Source organism: Mesorhizobium sp. M1217 (genome assembly GCF_040318275.1).
GTDB lineage: Bacteria > Pseudomonadota > Alphaproteobacteria > Rhizobiales > Rhizobiaceae > Mesorhizobium.
On sequence record NZ_JAMYMA010000014.1, the window covers coordinates 111,261 to 130,043 of the forward strand.

Here is an 18,783-nt window from a genome sequence, read left to right on the forward strand (position 1 = left end):
TGCAAGGTTCGAACAGAGGAGGACGGCATGAAGATCGAGGTCGTGGTGGACGTGAAAACCACGCTGGGCGAGGGACCGCTGTGGGACGTTGAACAGGAGCGCCTCTACTGGATCGACAGTTTCGATGGGCGCGTGTTTCGGGCGACCGCCGACGGCCGCGAGATCCGTTGCTGGGACGTGCCGATGAAGATCGGCTCGATGGCGTTGCGCAAGGACGGCGGTGGCGCGGTGGTGTCGCTGCAGCGCGGCTTCCATCTGCTTGATTTCGCCACCGGCGAGGTGACGCCGATCCACGATCCGGAGCCGGACCGGCCGATGAACCGGCTCAATGACGGCAAGGTCGATCGGCGCGGCCGCTTCTTCGCGGGCTCAATGGACACGATGGAAGAGGGACCCTCCGGAGGGCTCTACCGGCTCGATCCCGATTTCTCCGTGACCAGGATAGATTCCGGCATCATCTGCTCGAACGGCCCGTGCTGGAGTCCAGACGACCGCACCTTCTATTTCGCCGACACCTGGACCGGCGAGATCTGGGCCTACGACTACGATATCGAAACCGGTGCCGCCAATAACCGGCGCACTTTCACGCGCGTCGATACCAGCCGGGGAGGGGCGGCCGACGGCTCAACTGTCGATTCGGAAGGATTCCTCTGGAACGCGCTGGTCTATGACGGCAGGCTGGTGCGTTACGCGCCCGACGGCAGCGTTGATCGCATCATTGACATGCCCGTCAAGAAGATCACCAGCGTCATGTTCGGCGGGCCGAAGCTCGACACCCTCTACGTCACGTCGATGGCCAAGCCGCCGCTGCCGCGCTTTCCGGGCGACGGAGTTTTACGCGGCAGCCTTTTTGCCATCACCGGCCTCGGAGTAACGGGAGTTCCGGAGCCGAGATTTGCTGCGTGAAGCTCGGCATCGTGCCGTCGCTTAGTCGCTGTCCTCCTCCGGGGCAGCCTTCCGCAAGATCTGGCGGGACGGTCAGCGATCGATCAGGCGCTCTCGCGCCTCATCAAAGAGGTAGGTTGCGGCGTCTCGCCCGCGGACTTTACGATTTCCCGAAACTGCATCCAAAACTTGGGCGCTTTCCCCGTCGCCCGATGATGTTGCCCAGGTCTGGCCAGGGAGACGGGCTCTCATGTGCAGGTCGCCGGGACGCATGCGGCCAATGCGCTTGGTCTGACCAGCCAAGTTCCCGCCCGAATCTCATATCTCACGGACGGTTCATCCCGTCGCGTGGTGCTCGGAAGGCGTGTTATCGACCTGCGCCATGCGTCGCCCAAACACCTGATAGCACCGGGGAGTGGTGCGGGAACAGTCGTTCAGGCGTTGCGGCATCTCGAGCCATCACGGGCCGCCGATGTCGTTCAGATCGCGTCGCGCCAACTGTCCCTGAGTGACAAAAAAGAGACACGTCTCGACCGCCATACAGGCGCCGGCCTGGATGCGTCCGATACCATGCGCCATGGGCGACTCACCATCGGATGCGGCTCACCATAGCTTCGCGCGCCAAGCAGCGTCGATTAGCCATGTGGTGCGCGTGCTAACTCATCCTCGGCAGCTGAAAGAACGCGTTCGGGGTCCGAGGCGAGCACATCTTGCGGACGTTTGCCGCCAAGGAAGCTATTGATCGATGCAAACCAATAGGCGAGCCCCCAGGCATCCTTTTTCCCGCGAAACACACTCAGAACCTTAGCGAGCGGTTTAGCGGGCCGATATCCAGCTGCAATATCCAGAGCGTAGCCGGGAAAATAGTCTACGCCCCGATGCCGAACTGCGAAGATGCGGCCTTGTTTTTTCCACTTGTTTGGCTGCGCACGTGGGTTGCTCGTGCTGAACCCTGCCATTGTCGCGACTTGAGGAGCGGTCAGCCAATCGCCGCTTTCCAATACTTCTCTTCTCGCCTCGGCCGCCATCCGCGCTTCTATGAGCATGTGTTGCGGAGGCGGCACGTCAGGGACCAGGGCGTCGATTATCGTGCTTATGGCTTCGCGCTGGCGACTCATCAGGATCGTACGCACCAGAGGCGCAATGCTGACGAGCGTGTCCGCGAGGCCGCGCACAGCAGGCTCACTCCCATGCTCGACCGTTACTGCTATGACCAGCTCGGCAGTTAGGCGATCAAGTCGGTCACCAACCTCCTTCGGCTTTCCGGTGAGGACGCCAAATCCCGACAGTTCAATAGTCTCATGGGTAAGTGCCATGATCTCCCGCTCCTGGGGCGATGAGCATGGTTACATATGTAGCACAACAACCGGTATCACAGGTGCAGCTAAGCTGTGGCATTTGGCGTCCAAGTTCGCTGATGGCTTGGTAGCTTTCAGGGCGCGTTCCGACGACAGCCGGGCGTAAGCCGGCAGTGCCGCCGACGCTATCCCTTGATCGCCGAGCCGACGATCGAATCCACGAAGAAGCGCTGCAGGAAAACGAACAGCACCAGTGGCGGCAGCACGGCAAGAGTGGCGCCCGCCATGACCAGTCCGGTGTTGAGCGCACCTCTGTTGTAGCTGAGCAGGCGGCTGAGGCTAATGACGATCGGATAATCTTCCGCATTGCCCTGCAGCACGGTAAGCGGCCACAGATAGCTGTTCCAATGATAGACGAAGGCAAACAGCGCCAATGCCGCGGTCGCGGGCGCCACGCTCGGCGCGACGATCTTGAACAGGATCACAAGTTCCGACGCCCCATCCATCCGTGCCGCGTCGATCAAATCGTCCGGCACGCCGGCGATGAACTGGCGCATCAGGAAGATGCCGAAGGCATTGGCGAGGTTGGGCACGATGATGCCGGCAAGGCTGGCATTCAGGCCGATCGATCCGACGAGACGGTACAGCGGGACCAAAGTCACGATCGGCGGCAGGAACATTGTGGCGATCAGCACCGAAAACAGCAGTGAGCGGCCGGGAAAGTGATGCTTGGCGAAGGCGTAGCCAGCCATCATGCTGGTGACCAGAATGCCGGTGGTGGTGATCGTGGCGATCACGAGCGAATTCCACATCGAGCGGCCGACATTTATGACGCCGGACACTTTCTCATACGCTTCGAGGCTTGGCGTGCGCGGTATCCACACCGGCGGCACCTGCATGGTTTCGGCCGGCGTCTTCAGGCTGGAGAGCACCATCCACAACAGCGGAAAGGCGGAGGCCACGGCAACCAGTAGCATCAGCGTGGCGAGCAGTGCTCTGCGGCCCGCCAGGCGTTTGCGCGCCAACCGGCTCGATGCTGATCGGCCCGGCGCGCTCATTCGTCATCCTTCCGGTTGGCAAATGCAAACAGCGCGCACACAACGACGATCAGCGCCAACATCAGCATCAGTGCCATGGCCGATCCCAATCCGCCTTGCGCGCGCTCGATGCCGACACGGCGGATGTGATAGGTCAGCACATTGGTCGAGCCGACCGGCCCGCCTTGGGTGATCAGCGCCACCGGCTCGAACACCTGCACGGCGTTTATGATGGCGATGACGGCGCTGAACAGAAGCGTGCGCCGCAGCAGCGGCAACGTGATAAAGCGGAACTGTTCGCGTCGGGTGGCGCCGTCCAGAGTCGCCGCCTCGTAAAGACTGCCCGGGATCTGAGTCAGCCCAGCAACGGCCAGCACGGTAAAATAGCCGATCTGCTGCCAGACATTGAGGACGACGATCGAGATCAACGCCGATCTTGGCGAGGACAGCCAGGGTTGCGGGCCGATGCCGGCGAGGCCGAGCATCTGGTTGAGCGGCCCTTCGCTCGGCGAATAAAGCTTCGACCAGACCAGCGTCACGGCGATCATCGGCACCATGTAGGTGGAAAACAACACGGTCCGCAGCGCCGTGCCGCCTGCGACATCGCGCTGGTAGACCATCAAACCGAACGCGACCGAAAGGGGCAGGATGAGCATCACCGACAATGCCGTGTAGATCGCGGTGTTGAGCAGTGCTCGCTTGAAATCCCGCCCGACCGAGGTCGGTCCGAATATTTCGCGAAAATTGTCGAAGCCGATGAAGCTCGCATTGGAAAAAGGCGTCTGCGTCGACCAGTCCTGGAATGACAGCCAGATGGTGAGCAGCATCGGCAGCAGGATGAAAACACCGATCAATGTCACGGCAGGCGCCAGCATGATGCCCGCCGAGGCACGATAGGTCTTGATCATCGCTCTGCTTCCAAAGCGCCGGGCTCTCGAAACAGCGCCTTCGCTATTTGGCGGCACGCTCCAGGATCGAGACGGCATCGGCCTGCGCGTTCGCCTGCGCATCCTTGGCCGAGAGCTGACCATACTGCAACGCCTCGAGCGTCTGCTGCAGCGATTCGCTGAACTCCTGGCCGCCCGGCACGACAGGGAAGGGCTTGGCGTCGGCAAGGACGCTGACATAGCCGGACAGGAACTCGGAGCCGAGCTTGTCCTTATGGGCTTCGATGTCGGAGGTCCGCGTCGGCAGGATGCCCATCGACATCAGAATATCCGACATTGCCGATGCGCCGTTCTTGCCGGACTTCGGACTGTTCAGCCATACCAGGAAATCCCATGCCGCTTTCTGCTCGGCCTCACCGGCATTGGCGTTGACGACGGCCATCCACGAATAGGAGATCGAGTGCGGCTTGTCGCCGCTCGGACCGACCGGGATGGGTGCGGTGGCGATGTTGGAGAACTTGTCGCCCATGCCGCTCTTCAATGCGCTTTCCCACCAGTTGGCCATGATGATCATGCCGGTCTTGCCGGAAACGAAATTGTCGAGGAAGGGACCGGTTGTGTTGGCGTCGGCCGTGGCCATCGCCGGATCGCTGGCACCGGACTTGATCAGGTCCTCGTAGAGCTGGAAAGTCTCGCCGGCTTGAGGACTGTCGAGCACCGGTTTGCCGTCCTTGACCAGCTCGCCGCCATTGGAGGCCAGCAGCGAGGCGAAGGGATGGACGACGCCCGCCGCCCAGGAATTGATCATGCCGAAACCTTGCTGGCCGGCATCTTTCCTGGTCAGCTTCTGGGCCGCATCCTTCAATTCGGACCAGGTTTTCGGCGCGGCCGTAATGCCTGCCTGCTTGAACAGCTCCTTGTTGTAGTTCAGTGCATAGACGTCGATCTCGTTTGGAATGCCGTAGAGCGTGCCACCAACAGAGGCCGCACTGACGACACCGGCCGGCCACGCACTCTTGACCTCGCCGGCAACCGCATCGGGGGCCGGCGCGACCAGCTTGTCTCGCGCCAGTTCGGGCAGCCACAAATCATAGATGCCGCCGATCGTCGGCCCGTCCGAGCTGCCGCCCTGGGAACGCAGTGTCGTCAGGAGATCGCCGAAGGGGACCGCGCGCACGGTGACGGTCACATCCGGATTGCTCTTGGCGTAGTCCTTGGCCGCGGCGTCCAGCAAAGCGACCGTTTCGGGCGACCAGTGGGTCAGATAGGAGATGTTGACCGATTGGGTCCAACCAATGGTGGGCGAGGCCAACAACCCTGCAGCCAGCGCCAGTTTCGAAATCCAAGCCAAAGACATCCGACCCTCCGCATAGCCACACAGCGACGTCCATGACGTTATGACAAGTTGAAGCAACGATGCAAGCGCTATCTTCGTGGAGAGCTCCTGCCTGTGTTGCGGCGTTTTCTTACTGCGGTCAACCAAGCATGCAAGATTACATCGTGAAAACAAGAAATTATCTGATACAGTTCGAGATGATTCTCCGCTGCCGGCCATGCCCGAACATACCGCAAGGCACTTGCGGTCCAAGTCATGTCGTTATAATGACATGAGAAAAGCTATGACTGCCTTGCGGCTTTTGAACCGCCGTGGGGATGACAATATCGACAAGAATGGGAGACTGAGCATGCTTTCAATTCATCGACGCGCCGCACTCGGCCTGATCGGCGGGTTTGCCGCGGTCTGCACTGGGGTCTTCACCGCACTGCCGGCCAAGGCCGACGACACCGTGACCCTGTGGAGCTGGCGCACCGAGGACGAGGCTGCGATGCGCCGCATCTTCGACGCCTTCGAGGCCAAGACTCCCGGCATTAAGGTCAACATCCAGTTCACCCCCGACGCCGACTACCAGAACCGGCTGAGTACGGCGCTGCGTGGCGGCCGCGGGCCTGATATCGCTCAGCTCAAGGCTTACGGCGAACTGCAACCATTCATCGAGGGTGGCTATCTCGACCCGCTCGACGACAGCGTGCCGGAGCTGAAGAACATGCCCGATAGCGCGCTGGGCGGCGCTCGTGGCGTTGCCGACGGCAAGATCTATGGCGTGCCCTATTCGGTGCCGATGATGGGCGTCTTCTACAATCAAGACATCTTCGCCGCCCAGGGCATCGACATTCCCAAGACCTACAAAGATTTCGTCGCCGCCTGCGAGAAGCTGAAAGCGGCGGGGATAACGCCAATAGCCGCCGGCGGTGCCAACGGCTCCGCCTGGGCGCTGGAGATCGGCGTCGGTGTTGTCGGCCCGACCATCTATGGCCCGGGCTTCTACGACGAAATGATGAGCGGCAAGGCGACCTTCGAGGATCCGCGCTACGTGGCTGCCCTGAAACGCTATGCCGACTTGAAGCCATATTTCTCCGACGGCTTTGCCGGGGTCGATTACACCACCTCGACACAGCAATTCATCGGCGGCAAGGCGGCCATGTTCTTCGGCGGCTCGTTCGAGAACGGCAGCTTCAAGGCGCAGAACCCGAAGCTGAAATTCTCGATCTTCCCGTTCCCCGCCGACAATCCTGCCACCAAGCTCTACACCTCGGCCTTTTCAGACGGCTCCTATGGTCTGGTCTCTGAAAGCACCAACAAGGAGGCAGCGATCAAGGTGCTCAACTTCATGGCTTCGGCCGAGTTCGCGCAGCTCTTCGCCGACGAGTTGGGCTGGCCGCCGGCCCGTACCGACGTCACCGTGAAGGACCCGGTACTCGCCACGATGATGGAGATGTCGAAGAATTCCACACCCTATCTGACGCTTGTCGGCTTCCGCTGGCAGACGCCTACGGCCTCCTCGATCCTGCAGTCCGAGATCATCGACATGGTCGAAGGCAACATCACGCCGCAGAAGCTGGCGGCGGACATGCAGGCCGCCGTCAGCAGCTGGTTCAAGCCGAAGCAGTAGGCCGTCACACCCTGCGCGAAACAGCACATGATCGCCCGTCGCCGCAAAAGCAGCCTTCAGCGCACCCAGCAGCGCATGGCCGTGCTGTTCATCGTGCCGGCACTGGCCGTTTATGCGCTGTTTGTCCTTTATCCGCTGCTGATGTCGCTGTGGGGCAGCTTCTTCGTCTGGAGGGGCCTGCGCATGCTGGAGTTCGCCGGCCTGTCGAATTTTACCCGCCTGTTCGTTTTCCCGAGCGGTGGGCGGCTCTACGGAGCGCTCTGGCACAACGTCGCCTGGTTCTTCGGCGTCATGCTCTTCCAGAACGGCCTTGGTCTGCTGTTGGCCTGGCTGCTGTTCCTGCGCGCCAAAGGGGCGGCCTTCTTCCAGTCGGTCTTCTTCTTCCCGGCGGTGCTGAGCCCGGTCATCGTCGGCGCCCTGTGGCGGCTGCTGCTGGCGCCCGGCGGCACCATCGAATGGATGCTCAACGGCCTTGGCCTGCATCAAGGCAGCCTGACGGTTCTCGGCAACAGCCACACGGCACTCGTGATGCTGATCGCCGTCGACGCCTGGAACTGGATGGGCCTGCCGGTGCTGATCTACACCGCCGGCCTCAGGCAGATTTCGTCCCAGATATTCGAGGCTGCCAGGCTGGATGGCGCCGGCAGCGGCCGCATGCTGGTCTCGGTTGCCCTGCCTTTGCTGATGCCGGCCGTCGGCACGTTGACGACGCTGTCGTTCATCAACACCTTCAACCAGTTCGACATCGTCTATGTCATGCAAGGCGTGCAGGGCAATCCGAGCTATTCCACAGACACGCTGGTGACCTATTTCTACCGGCTCGCTTTCGGCGCCGAAGGCGCGGTCGGTATCACCGATATAGGCCTGGCGCTTGCGCTGGGAACGCTGCTGTTTCTCATCCTCAGCATCGGCACGCTTGTGATGCTGCGCTTCTTCGACCGCCGCACGGTGCAACTGTGAATATGCTCGCCATCCCTCGACAGCTTGTTCGGCTGCCCGGCTGGACGGCGCTGGTCCTGTGGACCGCAGCGGTGCTGCTGCCGCTCTATATTCTCGTCGTCTCCTGTTTCAAGACCACGGCGGAGATCTACGACAACAGGCTCGGCTTGCCGCAAAGCTTTGCCTTCGACAATTTCGTTGCGGCCTGGACGCGCGCCGATCTCGGCCAGAATTTCATCAACAGCCTGATCGTCACCGGCGGTGCGGTGATCCTGACGATTATCGTGTCGGCAATGGCCGCCTATCCGCTGAGCCGCTATCGGCTGGGCTGGAACGGTATCATGCTCGGCCTGTTCCTGTCCGGCATCATGCTGCCGATCCGGCTTGCCTCGGTGGAGCTGTTCACGCTGATGCGCAACCTTGGCCTGCTCGATTCGCTGATCGGCCTGATCCTTGTCTATTCGGCCATCCGCATTCCCTTCGCCGTCTTCATCTTCGCAAATTTCATGCGGGTACTGCCGTCCGAGCTCGACGAGGCTGCGCGCATGGATGGGGCCGGCGAGGCGCGCATTCTGTTCCAGATCGTGCTGCCAATGGTGAAGCCAGCCGTATCGATCGTCGCCATCTTCACCGCTATCGCCGTGTGGAACGACTTCTTCTTCCCGCTGATCTTCATCTTCGACGACCGCTACAAGACCGTGCCGCTGGCCATCAGCGTGTTTGTCGGCCAGTTCCGCACGGATTGGGGCCTCGTGTTCGCCTCGCTTGCCATCTCCATGGCGCCCATCCTGATCATGTACTGTCTGCTTGCCCGCCAGATTCGCGAGGGCGTCGGCTCCGGGGGAGGCGCGAAATGATCGAGGACAAGGTCTATGCCGCACGCTCGATTCTGGTCGTCGGGGCGCATGCCTTCGATGCCGAGGTGATTGCCGGTCCACTGGCGGCGGCGGCGGTGCAAGGCGGTGCCGAAGTCACCTTCCTGCATCTCAGCATGGGCGAGCAGGGCCATCCAAGCCTCGCCCCCGAGTACTATTGCGTCCAGAAGGAGCAGGAGGCCGCAAAGGCCGCAGCCAGGCTGGGCGTTGCCATGCGCAGTCTCGGGCTGCACGACGCCTTCCTGCCTTGCGACGACGAGACGGCGCTCAAGGTTTGCGATGTTGTGCGCGAGTTGAAGCCGCAAATCGTCATCACTCACTGGCATGGCAGCTGGCACAAGGACCATCGCGCCGCGGCCCGACTGACACAGACCGGTATTTTTTTTGCGGCATTGCCGACGCTGAAGCGCGACCATGCTGCACACACACCGCAACTGCTGCTGTTCGGCGAAAACTGGGAGGACGACGAAGGCTTTCGCCCCGAACACCTCGTCGACGTCAGCGACGGCTTCGAGGCCTGGAGCGAGGCGGTGCGGGAATACGAACTGGCACGCGGCCTGAGCAGTTTCCCCTACGTCGATTATTACAGTGCGCTTTATCGGCTTCGCGGCTGCCTGCGCGGCACGCGCTACGCGCAGGGTTTTGCGGCGGCCCCGCAGTCCTGGCAAGCCGGCAGTGGCCTGTTCGCGCCGGCCAATCGGAGCGGCTCTCGATGACACGCATTCTGGCTATCGATCTTGGCGGCACCAATTTGCGCGCCGCAATCCATAGCGGCGATGTTCGCTGGCTGGAGATGCTGAGCCGCGAGCCTGCGCCGACAAGCCTGGATGCCTTCGTCGCCCGTATCGGTGCCTTGCGCGCCGAGGCCGGTCCGGTCGACGCCCTCGGGCTCGCGGTGCCCGGACTTGTCGAGGGCTCGGTCTGCCGCTGGATTCCGAACCTGCCCTATCTCGACGGCATCGACATCGCGGCCTTGTTTCCTCGTCTGCGCGTTGCCGTTGCCAATGACGCACAGATCGCCATGCTGGCCGAAGCGATCGAAGGTGCCGCAAAGGGCCTGTCCGATGCCATCCTGCTGGCGATCGGCACCGGCATCGGCTCCGCCGTTCTGGCCAATAATCGCATCGTTGCCGGCGCATATGGCGGCGCCTGCTCATTCGGCTGGGCCTGCGCCGACATCGAGGATGAAGGCGAGGACCGTAGCGGCTGGCTGGAGCGCTTCGCTTCCGGGCGGGCGTTCGACGCCGCGGCGCGCCAGATCGGGCTGGCCAATGGCGGCAGGCTGATCGAGGCCGCGCGGGCTGGCAAGACGGCCGCACTTGACGCGTTGGAGCTGCCGGCGCGCCGGCTGGGCACTGCCCTTGCGGGTGCGGTCGCGCTGCTCGATCCGCAGGCGATCCTGATTTCCGGCGGGCTTGCCGATGCGCTGGACGTGATAGGGCCGCCGCTGCTTGCGGCATTGCGGCGTCAGTTGCCGCCGCATCTGCGCGACGTCGTTCTGCGGTCCGGCGAATTCGGCTCCCGCGCCGGTCTCGTCGGCGCCTCGCTGGCTGGTCTCGCCGGAGCACAGTGGAGGCAGATAAGATGAGTCAAGCGAGCTTCCATCTGCCCGACCGCAGAAGGCCCGAGCCGCTCTGGTATCAGGTGGAAGAGGCCATCCGCGCCATCGTCAAGAGTGGCGAGTGGGCGACCGGCGACCAGATTCCGGCCGAAGACAGACTGTGCGCCTTGTTCGGGGTGAGCCGCATCACGCTGCGACACGCCTTGCGCAATCTTGAGGAGCACGGGCTGCTCAGGCGCGAACATGGCCGTGGCACCTTCGTGCGCTCCACCACGCTGGTCGCCGGCACCCGCGAACTCACCAGCTTCACGCAGGAAATGGGCAATATGGGCGTGGTCGCCGGCTCGCGCTTGCTCGACTGCAGCCTGACCACCGCCAATGCCGCCGCGGCCGGAGCGCTGGAGATCGAGGAGGGCGACCCGGTGGTGCGCATCCGGCGGCTCAGGCTCGGTAACAACGAACCGATCGGTATTCAGACTGCGCAGCTCTCGGCCGCGCGCGTGCCGGGCTTTCTCGATGCCGGCCTGCTGCAAGGCTCGCTCTACGAAGCGCTGGAACGCCATTACGGCATCGTGCCGGTCGCAGCGCGCGAAAACTACCGTGTCGGCGCTGTCGGGGCGGCGGATGCCGAGTTGCTCGATCTGCCTGCGGGGAGCCCCGCTTTCGTGGTCGAGCGCATCACCACCGACGAGCGCGGCCCGTTCGAATTCACCGTCTCGGTGATGCGTGGCGACCGCTACGAAATCCGCTCGACGCTGCGTGCCGGTCGCGCCGCGCCAACCGCAAGAAGCTGAGCCAGCCGACCCATAACAGGAGTACCGACGTGTCCGATCTTTACATACCCCGCCTTGCCGCCCTCATCGAACAGGCCTCGAAAGCCAATGCCGAAGCCTTTGGCGAAGCGGCCAGCCGCTTTGCCGACACGCTCGAGAGCGGCGGGCTGGTTCATCTTTACGGCTCGGGCCACTCGGTGTTGCCGGTCCAGGAAGTGTTTCCGCGCTACGGCAGCTATGTCGGCTTCAATCCGCTGACCGACCCGCGTGTCATGTGGCATAACGTGCTCGGCGCCGGCGGCGTGCGCGAACTTCTGTGGCTGGAGCGGACCGAGAAATACGCCGAGAAATTCCTCGACCACCAGCCGCTGAACAAAGGCGATTCGATCATCATCTTTGGCCACAGCGGCCGCAATTCGTCCGGCATCGACACCGCGCTTTATGCGAAAAAACGCGGCATCTTCGTCGTTGCGATAACTAGCAAGAACAATCTCGACAAGCCGGCGACGCACTCTTCCGGCAAACGGCTTGCCGATGCCGCCGACCTTGTCATCGACACCTGCTCGCCGATCGAGGATGCCATCGTGCCGGTCGAGGGCTGGAGCCGGCCGGTCTCCGGTTCGTCGACCGTGCTTGCCATGATCCTGGCGCATGAGCTGATCGCGCGCACCGCCGAGGCGCTTTCGAAACGCGGCATCGAACTGCCGGTTTTTGCCTCGCCGACAATTGCCGGCGTCACACTGCACGACACCGACGTCATCTATGGCGTCTATCGCGAGAAAATGCTCGAGGCGCAGAAGAAGCACCTGCCGACGTTCCAGGCGACCATGCGCGGCGAATGACAACCGGGCAGGGCACGCAAAACGCTAGGACGTAGACTCATCACCGCGTAGCCAGATGCGAGTTGACACGAGTTTCAGGGCAGCAAGGTAGTTTTCTGCCAGCTTGTCATATCGAGTTGCGATGCGAGGGAACTGCTTGGCCTTGTTGAAGAACGTTCGACGAGGTTGCGGGCCTTGTAGAGAAAGGGGCTGAAGCACATCGGGTCCTTGCGGTTGGCCTTGGGCGGGATGTTGGCCCATGCCTTTTGCTCGGTGACGGCATTGCGCAAGGCGTGGCATCATAGCCCTTGTCGGCGAGCAGCATGGCACCCTCGGGCAAATCCTTGATCAAGTCCGCTGCGTAGGCGATGTCACTCATTTGACCTGCCGTGAGCGTCAGCTTGATCGGCCTGCCTTCGGCGTCGACAAGAGCATGGACTTTGGTCGTCAGCCCGCATCGGGAACGACCGAGACAATAATCTCGATCCCCCTTTTTGCTGTCGCGCCTTGCTGATGGACGCGAACAATGGAGGTATCGATCATCTGCACCGTTGCATCGTGGGCTTTGGTGATGCCATGCATGAGGCGGTCCCACACACCTGCTTTCCGCCATCGAACGAAGCGATTGTAGCAGGTGGTGCGTGGGCCGTATCGCCCCCTGGAAGATCGCGGCATGGCGCACCCGATCGCAGCACCCAGAAGATGCCGTCTGCCCGCTGTGCCTGGACGGTGATCGTGCCGAAGAAAACCAGTGCTGCAGCGAACGTTCCTCGTAATATTGCATTTAACCATGAAAGACGACGATTCGCCCAAAGCATGCAAAAGGGCCCATCGGCTCTCGCGCCGCGATGCAAGGCCAGGAAAGCCTTACGCCAGATCAGTTTGTGAAAAGTCATTGCCCTTGTAAAGCAGGGCAAGCCGGTGAGCCTTCGCGCAAGCGTAGGCAAAACAATCGCCGAAATTGAGATCGGCTTTGTGCCCGACTGCTTTGCCGAATTTCATGCTGGCTTCGATCGCCCGGTCGCCGATGTCGCCGGATATCATGATTTCCTTGCCGGCGATCTCGATCAAAAAGGCGTCGACGGTCTCACGGGCTTGCGCCAGCATGTCGGCCGTGGGCTTGGCGTTCTTTTTGATGGCTTCGGCCGATGCTCGCGCGAGACCCTGGACTGCCTCGAACCGGACGAGCGGGGAGATATACAGCGGCTTGGTCGCGGCCGCGAGCCGCTTTTCCAGTTCTTCCGCGCCAGGTTCCTCGTTCAGGATGGCAACGATCACCGAGGCATCGACGAACATCAGTCGTCGCTCCACATTTGGTCGGTGAATTTCTTCATATCGAAATCAGGGTTGGCCGGCCCGATCCGCCGCGCCATTTCCTTGACTTTGGCAAGTCTCTCGCGCAGCGGGACGCTGCCGCGGTTGCGCTCGATCTCATGGCGCAACGCGGTTCTGACGGCCTCGGTCTTGCTGCGCGCGTTGGTAATCTGCTGCAGCTCGACGGCCATGGCATCGACGTCGGGATCGCGAATGAAGAGCGGCATTTGTATATCCTCTGAGTGATATATGTATATCATATCGCAGATATACTGGCCAGCGAATTCGCGAGCGGCGGTTTTGATAAGGAGGGGAGGGAGGAATGCAGCTCGCGAAAATCCGTCGGAAGGTTCGGTTCTGGTGCTCAGTCCTTGGAATTGCTCGGCGTCTGAAACACGTCGCTGCGGCCATGTCACTGTCAACGCCCACATGCCCAAGGCGCATCGGTGCTACGTACGCCGACGCCTGCGCATCCCAACATCCGCGGCGACCGATTGATGTCGATAGACCGCCCACGCGCCCGGACGAGGCCAGCGCTGCATCGATTGCGTCAGGTTCATAACGGCCATAATCCCGGCCCAGCGAACTCTCTCATTAGGGCAGCTCGGGGAGTGCTACGGCTGGATGCTCTTGGGAACATCCCGAGCGCATGATCCGGCGGCGAGGATAAACAATCGGAACCACGCGCTGCCTCCACATGATGGCGTCGGCTAACTCAACGAAGCCGTGCTGCCATTCGTGGTGAACTGGATAACACGGCCTATCTTCTCGCTCGAAAATTCGGCGGCCTCGACAATCATTGCCGGGGTTACCTCGACGGATCCCTTCGCCGTCTATCCGCGTCTCATCGGCTGTCGCGCTGATCCGGATTGACAGCCACCCGCAATTAAAGGGCCGTTTGATGACACCTAGGCTTCCCCAGCAGTATTAGTTCACAAAGCAGGTCGGCACCCCTGCGATCCGCTGGATCCGGTCAGCGTGTGCTTCGGGTTCGGGGTGCAAGATCAGGCGGTGCCATTTGCACGGATGGCGGCGAACCAACCACCACGGCAGGGGCGCCAGATTGCTCACCACGTTGGCTCTCTACTTCGCGGCTCAAACCTTGGTGAGCAGCTTGCATCTCCGGAACGGTGAAAACCGGCACCTCGCCCTTGAAACCCTGGAGCTCAAAGGCGCCTGCCTGGACGACCGGCATCGATGCTCCTGCCGCAAAGCCGGGACCAAGCACCAGGGGGATGCCCAGCTTCTTGGTCGTCGACTCGAGCCGTGCCGTGCGGTTCACCGGGGAGCCGATCGCGGTGTAATCGAAGCGCCGTTCGGAGCCGAAATTGCCTACCGAGCAGATGCCGGTCTCGATGGCGACGCCGATTGCGATGGAGGGGTGGCCGTCCGCGGCGAAGGCGGCGTCTTCACGCTTCACCCGTTCGATCAGGGCAAGCCCCGCGTCGAGCGCGCGCTCGCGATGGTCCGGCTGATCAAGCGGCGCGTTCCAGAAGGCGAGCACCGCATCGCCCATGAACTTGTCGATAGTGCCGTCGCGCTTGAGGATCTCATCGGTCGCAATGCCGAGGAAGTGATTGACCACCTTGGCGATTTCCTGGGTATCGAGTTGTTCGCTCATCGTCGTGAAGCCGCGTATGTCGCTGAGCAGGATCGTGATCTCGCGCTTCTCGCCGGACAGGATCGCTTCGGTGTCCGAGCTTGCGAGGCGTTGCACCACGGAGGGCGACAGATACTGGGAGAACTGCCGTGCCAGGGTGGACCGGCGCTGCTCGCTGCGCCTGTAGAGAACATAGCCTTCGAAGCCGGCTACCAGGATCGTCGCAAGCGCCGGCTGCAGCGGGTCATAGAGTGCACCCTGCAGGCTGTATTCGAGAGCGCCGAACACGAACGGCGTGACGGCCAGCAGCACGAGAGCCAGGGCACCAAGCACGACGCGCCCGGCGAGCACTCCGGAAAGCCCGATGAAAACGACGGCACTGAGGACAAACCAGAGCCGCTCGAGCATACGCGCGTGCGTTGGCTCTGCCAGGTAGCGCCCGGCAAGCATCTGGCCGATTGCATCGGCGTGGATGTCCGCGCCTGGTCGCGCTGGACGTGTCGGGGTGGGCAGGTACTGCGTCAGTCCCACGGCCGACAGATCGACAATGGCGATGGCGTCCCGCAGCCGCGGATCACTGCCGCCCGAAAGGATAGTGCTGGCAGATATACGGGGCGTATCCGTGGCGGTTTCCCAGAGGCGGATGCTCCCCTCCGGCTCGAGCGGCACGATGGCGCCGGCCATCCTGAGTGCGTCGAACCCGGCGGCATTCATCCGGGCTATGTAGCCGTCCTGCCCGGCGTAAAGGCGCAGAAGCTCGAGCGCGAAGGACGGCCACAGCTGCACGCCTTGAGCGGTATTGCGAAGCCACAGCAGCGGCACATGGCGCAGTACGCCGTCGGGATCGGGCAAGGTGCGAATCACGCCGAGGCCCGCGGCGGCGTTCGAGAATTCGGCAAGCGAGCCGGTCAGGCCGGTGAAGCCGGGAAGTGTATCGGGTACCTGCCCGACGATCGACCAGCCGGCTTTGGGTTCTGCTTCTGAAACCGTCGCCTCATTGCCTAGGCTGACGGCAAGCGCCGTTCGATTTTTCGCCAGCGCCGCTGCCAGGCGCTTGTCTCCGCCGATGCCCTCAGGCGAGGTGTCGGCCTCGGGGAGTACCAGCGCAAGCCCGACCACCGCCGCGCCGGATGCGGTGATGCCATCGACCAGATCGGCCAAGAGGCCACGGTTCCAGGGCCATCGCCCATGTGCCTTGAGGCTGGCGTCGTCTATCGAGACGATCACGACAGGATTGCTCGTCGCCTGGCGTGGGGCGAGAAACTGGTAGAAGTCGTACGTCCGCTCACGCAGGCGCGACAACGGCCCGTCAAAAGTCAAATGGCAAGCGAGCAGCAGGAGCACGACCACAAGGCCGGATATTTTGCGCCTGCCAGCTTGCCGCCAATCAGCCCAGCGCCAACCGGCCAAAAGGCTCATGTCGTGCGGCCGGGCCTAATTGCAGTAGTAGTCGCAGCCCTCGCCATCGCCATCGCCCTCATCCTTCACCCCGCCCCCGGCAGGTGGCGTTGGGCTGTCGGGGAACTCCATGACCACTCCTGGCAATGCGCCATCGCTGGACTCGCAGACCTTGAGCGAGCCGCCGAGTGCCGACGCACAAAGCGCGCTTACGTCCAATCCCGGACCCGGTGCGCCTGGCAGGCCGGTGCCGGCAATCCGGTCGATGCTGTCCAATATCGGGAAGGTGTCGATTCCGCCGTAGCCGGTCAGCAGCTTGCCATTTTCCGACGTGCAGGCGAAGCCCGGGTTTGTGATGACCAGCCGTTTGCCATTCATCGTGCAGGTCATGCGGCCGGCGCGCAGTATGCCGACGGTCTGGCCGGCTGCCACCAGCACTTCGATGATGCCGCCTCTGGCCCCGAGCACCATGTGCGGCGTCGCAACCTGCATGACGCCGCCTTTCGAAACCTGGCCGCCATAGAATCGGGCCAGGCCGCTGTTCATCCCGATGTCGATCTTTCCCGATCCGGATCCCGGATTGTAGACGAATTCATCGATCGTCAGGCTGGTGTTCGGACCAATCTTGGCGCTCGATTCGTCCCGGAACACCAGCATTCCAAGACCAGTGGGATTGCTGCGCAGCTGGTCGCCGAGTTCGACGCCCGCGCCGACGTTCATTGTCCCGCCGTTGTTGCGGACGATGTTGGTCTGGTAGGCCGTCATCGACCCGACCGTTTCAGCGGCAGATGGTGCCGCAAAGGCAAGGCAGGCGACAAAAATGGCGATCTGACGGTACGGGGTCCTCATCGCGGCCTCTTTCAATTGAGCGTCAACGTGTAGCTCATGAGCATTTCGAACGATTTTCGGTCGCGGCTGGCGATGTCGAAGTTGGTTTCGCGATAGGCAAGATCGACGCTGATCTTCTGCGACTCCGTCAGCTGAAAATCGCTTTCCGAGGCAATGCGCCAGAAGTCGCTCTTGATACTTGTGCCGATGCCGATGGACAGATCGGGAGCGTCGCTATGTCCGGCCGAGAAAGCGACCTGGTGCGACCATGCGAAAAGATCCGGTACGTTCATCAACAGGCCGCCATAGCGGACCTCGCCCGTGTAGCTGCGGCCGATTTCAGATCCGGAGGCGAAGTCATTCGAGCCGACAAAGCGCAGTCCGAGCGCCTGGCCATTGCGGAAGCGGTAGCTGCCGCCTGCCTCATAGAAAAGCCTGCTATCGGCGAAAATGCCTTGCGAGGCGCCTAGATCGATGTAGCCGCCACCGGCGAAGAGCGTCGTCTCGACCGTCGGGCGCACAAGAAAGCGCCCACTGACGCCGATGCCGGTTTCCTGGATATCGCTGTCGAAGCGATCCGTAACTGTGAACGCCGAAAGCAGCAGGCGCAGCGAATCGATCCCACTGTTGGGTAATCCCTTGTCCCAGGTGATCGCGGCGTTGCCGTGGATGAAGGTCTCCTTGCCACCCGGAACCGACAGGTCTGGCGTGAAAAAGCGCTGTGTCGCCGTCAATGACCCCGAAAGAACGAGAGCGTCGGCACTTGGCGTGCCGAGGTCCCATCGGACAAAGCCTTCCGCCCGCCCATAGGGCGAGACGAAGCTGTCGTCGTCCTGCGCCCCGCCGGGCCCAAAATCGGTAAATGCGCTGAACACGCCGCCGGTCAGGGCGAGTTCCCAGGTGACGCCACGCAACGCGCGCTCGATGCGGGCGAGCAGGCGAACAGCTTCCTGCTGCTCACTTGCGGTCAGGCCGCCGACTTCCATGCCGTACTGCACCTGCCGCCGAGCCAATTCATAGGAGCCGACATGATAGTACAACCGGCTGGCCGCCAGCCGGGCGCGCGCATCGCGGGGATATTTGATCAAATACTGCTCGATTGACGAGATCGCCTGATCGTACTGCCCGGCGTTAACGGCAACCGTGACGAATTGGGCGAGCGTTCCGTTGTCGGCCGGACTGGCGATGCGGGCTGAAAAAGCATCCTCATAGGCCGAAAAAAGACCCTGCGCGCCGGCCGGCAATTCGCCGGTACAAAGCAGCGCTGCGGCGCAGCCGACGATCGTCCGAAACGAAGATTGCATGCCGAGAACCCACCCCAAACCCGACTAGTGCGAACGATTTAGCACGACTACAAGAAAAAGGCGACTGACCTGTGACGAAATCGTCCGAGTTTTCAACAGCTGTTGCAGCCGCGCAACAAACTATCGAGTTAATTCGTATTTCGGCTGCGCTGCTTGCCAAAACATCTTATCGGCGTTGCTGTATCGGTTGAAGTATTCCGTAGCGATAGAAACTAACAAAACTCATCGCCCGCTAACGAAACTAGTGTGCTTCAAGATCAATATAGTTCGCGTGATTCTGCACGCGTTTGGGCGCTGCCTGCCCCATCGATG

At 62.0% G+C, this 18,783-nt stretch carries 17 protein-coding genes and 2 pseudogenes; 9 read left to right on the forward strand and 10 right to left on the reverse strand.

What is annotated here, in order from left to right; genetic code table 11:
* Positions 1-27: 27 nt before the first annotated feature.
* Both NKH37_RS23005 and NKH37_RS23010 read left to right on the forward strand, forming a co-directional pair.
* A complete protein-coding gene (locus NKH37_RS23005) occupies positions 28-906 on the forward strand; it encodes an SMP-30/gluconolactonase/LRE family protein (RefSeq protein ID WP_352549452.1) in 879 nt (292 codons plus the stop codon).
* Between the two features lie 60 nt (positions 907-966).
* Positions 967-1,480 (forward strand): annotated as a pseudogene (locus NKH37_RS23010) (DUF6088 family protein); the annotation flags it as partial.
* 40 nt (positions 1,481-1,520) lie between these two features.
* On the opposite strand, the gene NKH37_RS23015 reads toward NKH37_RS23010, so the two are convergent.
* The 4 genes from NKH37_RS23015 to NKH37_RS23030 all read right to left on the reverse strand — a co-directional run bounded on the left by NKH37_RS23015 (position 1,521) and on the right by NKH37_RS23030 (position 5,464).
* The gene (locus tag NKH37_RS23015; RefSeq protein WP_352494300.1) at positions 1,521-2,201 is read right to left on the reverse strand and encodes a hypothetical protein; all 681 of its coding nucleotides are present in this window, start codon (positions 2,199-2,201) and stop codon (positions 1,521-1,523) included.
* A 167-nt stretch (positions 2,202-2,368) separates the two neighbouring features.
* A complete protein-coding gene (locus NKH37_RS23020; RefSeq protein WP_352484392.1) occupies positions 2,369-3,241 on the reverse strand; it encodes a carbohydrate ABC transporter permease in 873 nt (290 codons plus the stop codon).
* Positions 3,238-4,128 (reverse strand): carbohydrate ABC transporter permease, encoded by an 891-nt coding sequence (locus NKH37_RS23025; protein WP_353041401.1) that lies wholly within the window; start codon positions 4,126-4,128, stop codon positions 3,238-3,240. Before NKH37_RS23025 ends, NKH37_RS23020 begins: the two co-directional genes overlap by 4 nt.
* A 43-nt stretch (positions 4,129-4,171) precedes the next feature.
* Positions 4,172-5,464: an ABC transporter substrate-binding protein gene (locus tag NKH37_RS23030; RefSeq protein ID WP_353041403.1), complete on the reverse strand. Its 1,293-nt coding sequence runs from the start codon at positions 5,462-5,464 to the stop codon at positions 4,172-4,174.
* Positions 5,465-5,792: 328 nt separating this feature from the next.
* Here NKH37_RS23030 and NKH37_RS23035 point away from each other — a divergent pair, with 328 nt between their 5' ends.
* From NKH37_RS23035 to NKH37_RS23065, 7 genes are read left to right on the forward strand one after another with little or no spacing between them, the layout of a single operon-like run.
* Positions 5,793-7,058, forward strand: coding sequence for an extracellular solute-binding protein (locus tag NKH37_RS23035; RefSeq protein WP_353041405.1), 1,266 nt, complete (start codon positions 5,793-5,795; stop codon positions 7,056-7,058).
* 27 nt (positions 7,059-7,085) lie between these two features.
* Positions 7,086-8,018: a carbohydrate ABC transporter permease gene (locus tag NKH37_RS23040; RefSeq protein ID WP_353041407.1), complete on the forward strand. Its 933-nt coding sequence runs from the start codon at positions 7,086-7,088 to the stop codon at positions 8,016-8,018.
* A 2-nt stretch (positions 8,019-8,020) separates the two neighbouring features.
* On the forward strand, positions 8,021-8,854 hold the full coding sequence (locus NKH37_RS23045; RefSeq protein ID WP_352593153.1) for a carbohydrate ABC transporter permease: 834 nt from the start codon (positions 8,021-8,023) through the stop codon (positions 8,852-8,854).
* Positions 8,851-9,588: a PIG-L deacetylase family protein gene (locus tag NKH37_RS23050; protein WP_353041408.1), complete on the forward strand. Its 738-nt coding sequence runs from the start codon at positions 8,851-8,853 to the stop codon at positions 9,586-9,588. Before NKH37_RS23045 ends, NKH37_RS23050 begins: the two co-directional genes overlap by 4 nt.
* Positions 9,585-10,460 (forward strand): ROK family protein, encoded by an 876-nt coding sequence (locus NKH37_RS23055; RefSeq protein WP_353041410.1) that lies wholly within the window; start codon positions 9,585-9,587, stop codon positions 10,458-10,460. Before NKH37_RS23050 ends, NKH37_RS23055 begins: the two co-directional genes overlap by 4 nt.
* Entirely contained in the window at positions 10,457-11,227 is a 771-nt protein-coding gene (locus NKH37_RS23060) for a GntR family transcriptional regulator (RefSeq protein WP_031195039.1), read from the forward strand. The genes NKH37_RS23055 and NKH37_RS23060 overlap by 4 nt, the downstream gene beginning before the upstream one ends.
* Before the next feature lie 29 nt (positions 11,228-11,256).
* The gene (locus NKH37_RS23065) at positions 11,257-12,048 is read left to right on the forward strand and encodes a sugar isomerase domain-containing protein (RefSeq protein ID WP_023722251.1); all 792 of its coding nucleotides are present in this window, start codon (positions 11,257-11,259) and stop codon (positions 12,046-12,048) included.
* A 24-nt stretch (positions 12,049-12,072) separates the two neighbouring features.
* Here NKH37_RS23065 and NKH37_RS23070 read toward each other — a convergent pair.
* The 6 genes and pseudogenes from NKH37_RS23070 to NKH37_RS23095 all read right to left on the reverse strand — a co-directional run.
* Positions 12,073-12,737: pseudogene (locus NKH37_RS23070) on the reverse strand (IS5 family transposase); the annotation flags it as partial.
* A gap of 157 nt (positions 12,738-12,894) precedes the next feature.
* Positions 12,895-13,323: a type II toxin-antitoxin system VapC family toxin gene (locus NKH37_RS23075; protein ID WP_353041412.1), complete on the reverse strand. Its 429-nt coding sequence runs from the start codon at positions 13,321-13,323 to the stop codon at positions 12,895-12,897.
* Positions 13,323-13,568 (reverse strand): type II toxin-antitoxin system VapB family antitoxin, encoded by a 246-nt coding sequence (locus NKH37_RS23080; RefSeq protein WP_023722247.1) that lies wholly within the window; start codon positions 13,566-13,568, stop codon positions 13,323-13,325. The genes NKH37_RS23075 and NKH37_RS23080 overlap by 1 nt, the downstream gene beginning before the upstream one ends.
* Before the next feature lie 746 nt (positions 13,569-14,314).
* Positions 14,315-16,285 carry a CHASE2 domain-containing protein gene (locus tag NKH37_RS23085; protein WP_353041414.1) on the reverse strand — a complete coding sequence of 657 codons (1,971 nt, stop codon included), beginning with the start codon at positions 16,283-16,285 and terminating at the stop codon, positions 14,315-14,317.
* Positions 16,286-16,375: 90 nt separating this feature from the next.
* On the reverse strand, positions 16,376-17,188 hold the full coding sequence (locus NKH37_RS23090; RefSeq protein ID WP_031195034.1) for a FecR family protein: 813 nt from the start codon (positions 17,186-17,188) through the stop codon (positions 16,376-16,378).
* A gap of 11 nt (positions 17,189-17,199) precedes the next feature.
* Positions 17,200-18,471 carry a tetratricopeptide repeat protein gene (locus NKH37_RS23095; RefSeq protein ID WP_023722243.1) on the reverse strand — a complete coding sequence of 424 codons (1,272 nt, stop codon included), beginning with the start codon at positions 18,469-18,471 and terminating at the stop codon, positions 17,200-17,202.
* Positions 18,472-18,783: the final 312 nt, after the last annotated feature.